The organism is Lishizhenia sp., assembly GCF_057456495.1.
Map to the genome: position 1 here is coordinate 1 of NZ_JBVCPV010000215.1, position 4,333 is coordinate 4,333.

Sequence of the window (4,333 nt, forward strand, 5' to 3'; positions counted from 1 at the left end):
CCTAAACCAGTCGCTGCAAAATAAAGACCCATTAATAAAGAAGCATACTTTACGGGTGCTAGTTTCGTGATAAAGGATAACGACACTGGAGATAAGCTTAACTCACCTATTGTGTGGAACAAGTAAGCTAGTATTAACCAAATCATGGAAGAACTTCCATTTGCATTATATTCCTTAGCAGCAAAAATCATGAATACAAAACCTAGTCCCATAATTACGGTTCCTATAGCCATTTTGAATAAAGAAGAAGCTTCTTTGTTTTTCAGTTTCCTTCTCGCCCAGAAATTTGCTACGGCCACCGCAAACAAAAGGATAAATCCGGCATTTAAACCTTGGAACATAGGTGTGGGAATTTCGTACCCCCACAATACTCTATCCGTTTTGTTCTCTGTATAAATACTCATTAATCCACCAGCTTGTTCGAAGGCTCCCCAGAAAACAATCACCAATAAGAATGAAAGTAACAATACAAGTAATCTATCTCGCATGATTCGCTCTTCCAAACTTTTGTAAATCATCATTATCAATCCGATCACTAAAGACAAGAAAATAAACAAGGCTCCATATCCCCATCTATCAACTTCCTCATATGTAAATCCAAAATACACGGAGAAAATAAGTAATACCCCCACGATTAATAAGTGTTTCGGCGATTTTAATAAATTCATGTAAAGCTGCGGTAAAGAAACATCATCATTATCTTCTGATTTTACAGGTTTATTACCAACTTCAGCAATATACTTTTGGCCAAAGACATACACTAACAATCCGAATAACATGGCTATTCCAGCTAACCCAAACCCTGCATGCCATCCCCATACAGCAACTACAGCTCCTACTGTTGAAGTTGCAAGTAATGAACCAAGGTTTATTCCTATGTAAAATATACTGAATCCTTTATCTCTACGAATATCACCAGGTTTGTATAGACCTCCAACCATAGTTGAAATGTTCGGTTTTAAACAACCTACACCTAATACAATAAGTCCTAAACCTGTAAAGAAGGCCCACTCTGCTTCTACAGCCAATGTACCATGACCTAAACACAGAATTATGGCTCCGAGCATTACTGTTTTCTTTTGTCCTAGTAATTTATCCGCTATAATACCTCCGGGTATAGAAACTACATATACCAACATAACATACCAACCGTACAATTTCAATGCTTCCGCTTCTGTCCAACCTAAACCAGGTCCGTTAGAATCGCTAGCAGTTGCAATCATATAAATTACCAAAATGGCTCTCATCCCATAATAGGAGAATCTCTCCCACATTTCAGTGAAGAATAAGATGTATAAACCGATTGGATGACCAAACAATTCTCTTGAATGTTTTCCTTCCATACTCATGAATTTCTAGTTTTATTAGGGTCGTGAAAATAATCAAAAATTGTGATTTGAGGCATTTTTACTGGGGTATTCACCCAAACTACCGATTAAATATAAAATTGACCATTCATTTCTATACCCAAACTAAGTATATCGTTTTGTTTCATCCCTTAAATTAAGTTCTTATTTTTGCACAAATTTTCCGAGAATATGACGTTAAATACAAAACTTTACACCCTACTCTTTCTAAGTCTTTTAACCTTCTCTTGCAAGGATATTTTACCCGCGAAAGAAGAGGCTGTTCAGCCCCAACAGAAATTAGAAGTTCAAGCTCAGGAAAATGGAGACGCACACTCTTATGCCAACATTTCAGAGATCAAAACAGATCACCTTCACTTAGATTTAGAAGTTGACTTTAACGACAAGATAATTTTCGGTGTTGCACGTCATACAATGACGAATAATGGAACAGACACAGCAATTTTTGATGTTTCTGGATTAGATATTCAACGCGTTACCTTAGGAAAAGAAAAGGAAATCGAAACGGACTATATCATTGGTGAAGAAAAGGGGGAACAAGGTGCTCCTTTAGCCGTAAAAATTGCCGATAGCACAACACAGATTAATATCTACTACAAAACTACTGAGGCGTCGAACGCTTTAGACTGGTTGGCTCCTGCAATGACAGAAGGTAAAGTACATCCTTTTTTATATACACAAGGTCAGGCCATTTTAACGAGAACATGGATTCCTATCCAAGACACACCTGCCAACAGAATAACGTATAGTGCAGATTTAACGGTTCCAAAAGATTTAATCGCGTTAATGAGTGCTACCAATCCAACGGAGAAAAACGCAGAGGGAAAATATCACTTTGAAATGGAACAAGCCGTTCCTTGTTACTTGATTGCTTTGGCCGTTGGAGATATTGCTTATGCTTCCTTAGGAGAAAACTGCGGAGTATACTCAGAACCTAGTTTATTAGAAGCTGTTAAATATGAATTCGCTGATCTTCCTAAAATGATAGATGCCGCTGAAGCTTTATATGGTAAATACCAGTGGGAAGTGTACGATGTTCTAGTATTACCTTACTCTTTCCCATTTGGAGGAATGGAGAATCCACGTTTAACTTTTGCTAACCCAACCTTGATTGCAGGTGACAGAAGTTCTACTTCAGTTATTGCCCACGAATTGGCCCACAGCTGGTCAGGAAACCTAGTAACCAACGCATCTTGGGATGACTTCTGGTTAAATGAAGGGTTTACCGTGTATTTCGAAAACAGAATTATGGAAGCCATTTACGGACAAGAAATTGCGGATATGCTTTCTCTTGTTGAATTCCAAGAATTGAAACACACCTTGGAAAAAATGGCCACGAGTGAACATCCAGAAGATACACGTCTAAAATTAGATTTAGAAAACCGTAGACCAGATGATGGTATGACTGACATCGCTTACGTTAAAGGAGCTTTTTTCTTGAAAACACTTGAAGATACGGTAGGAAGAGAAGCTTTCGATATTTTCTTAAACAAATATTTCGATACGCATAAATTCCAAACCCTAACAACGGAAGACTTTATTGCTTACTTAAACAAGGAACTTTTAGGACCAGCAAATATTTCATTTAATACAGAAGAATGGATTTATGAAAATGGTTTGCCCAACAATTGTAAGGAAATCACTTCAGATCGTTTTGTGAAGGCTGAGGAGAATGCCAAAGCGATTGCAGCTGGGAATGCAGAAAAATTAAATGCATTAAACCGCGATACCTATGTAATGCAAGAATGGTTAGCTTTCTTAAGAACCTTGGACCAACAAGAGATTGATACTACTTTAATGGCAAGCCTTGATGACCAATGTGATTTTACACACTGGGGAAATGCAGAAATTGCAGAAGAATGGTTTGGATTAGCGATTAAAACAGGTTATACACCTGTAAAAGACGAATTGGAAGCTTTCTTAATGAAGGTTGGAAGAAGAAAGTTTTTAGAACCTTTATACGAAGCTTTAATAGCTGGAAAACACGAAGGATTAAATAAAGAGTTTGCTTTGGAGATATTTGAAAAAGCGAAAAACAACTACCACGCCGTATCAGCTACAACACTAAGAGAAATGTTAGCTATCTAAACTGACTTTCTTCTTAGAATTGTTTTCAAAATTAACTTAAAAAAGCGCCTTGGTTGGGCGCTTTTTTTATGCTAGACCTCCACACCTGCTAGGGTTAAGGTATCAATATCTATTTTCTTCATTCCTAAAAAAGCCTCGCTGACGGCTTCAATTCTACTTTGGTCTTGTAATAAATCACCGAGAACAGAAGGGATAATTTGCCAGGATACTCCAAACTGATCAATAAGCCATCCACATCTCATTTCTTCACCTCCTGTTGACAATTCATTCCAGAAAAAATCTATCTCTTCCTGCGTATCACACAAAAGCATAAATGAGGCTCCCTCAGAAAAATTCCAGGTATGACTTTCAGGATTTTCAGACAACATGACCATTGTATCATTTATTCGGAATTGAGTATGTTGAATTTTACCTTCGCTGTCCTTTCCTGATTGCGCATCATATTTCAAAATACCTCCTGATTGAAAATCTTCAAATAGGGACTGGTACAAATTTAGCGCTTGCTCTCCCCTTCCAAAGTTATCACCTGAAAAGGTTAAAAAAGGAGAAACTCTCTGATTTACCAATTCCAAGTTACCAAGGGCTAATTGCCAAGTCACCCCAAATTTATCTTCGACCCATGTATACTTTTCCGACCATGGATATTGGTCTAAAGGCATCAATATTTTTCCCTCCTCAATAAATTTTTGGTAGACCCTATCAAATTCTTGCTCTGTTTCAAAGAGGTAATAAAAAGAAAAAGAAGGTGATTTCTTATCAACTCCTTCTCCATTCATTAAAGTCACTCGCGTTCCATCTATGCTAAGACCTATTAAAAACGGACTCTCACTAATGAGCTGCACATTATGTAAATATTCTGTATAAAAGCGAGCGGCTTC

The 4,333-nt window shown here is 37.4% G+C and carries 3 protein-coding genes; 1 reads left to right on the forward strand and 2 read right to left on the reverse strand.

Annotated elements, in window-relative coordinates:
* Positions 1–1,349, reverse strand: a 1,349-nt coding sequence (locus AC22ZQ_RS12750; RefSeq protein WP_318959149.1) for a peptide MFS transporter, incomplete at its 3' end; no start/stop codon positions are given.
* A 189-nt stretch (positions 1,350–1,538) separates the two neighbouring features.
* On the opposite strand from AC22ZQ_RS12750, the gene AC22ZQ_RS12755 reads away from it, so the two are divergent.
* Positions 1,539–3,455: a M1 family metallopeptidase gene (locus AC22ZQ_RS12755; protein ID WP_318959150.1), complete on the forward strand. Its 1,917-nt coding sequence runs from the start codon at positions 1,539–1,541 to the stop codon at positions 3,453–3,455.
* A gap of 71 nt (positions 3,456–3,526) precedes the next feature.
* Here the strand turns inward: AC22ZQ_RS12755 and AC22ZQ_RS12760 are convergent.
* The coding region (locus AC22ZQ_RS12760) for a VOC family protein (protein WP_318959151.1) at positions 3,527–4,333 on the reverse strand (807 nt) is incomplete at its 5' end.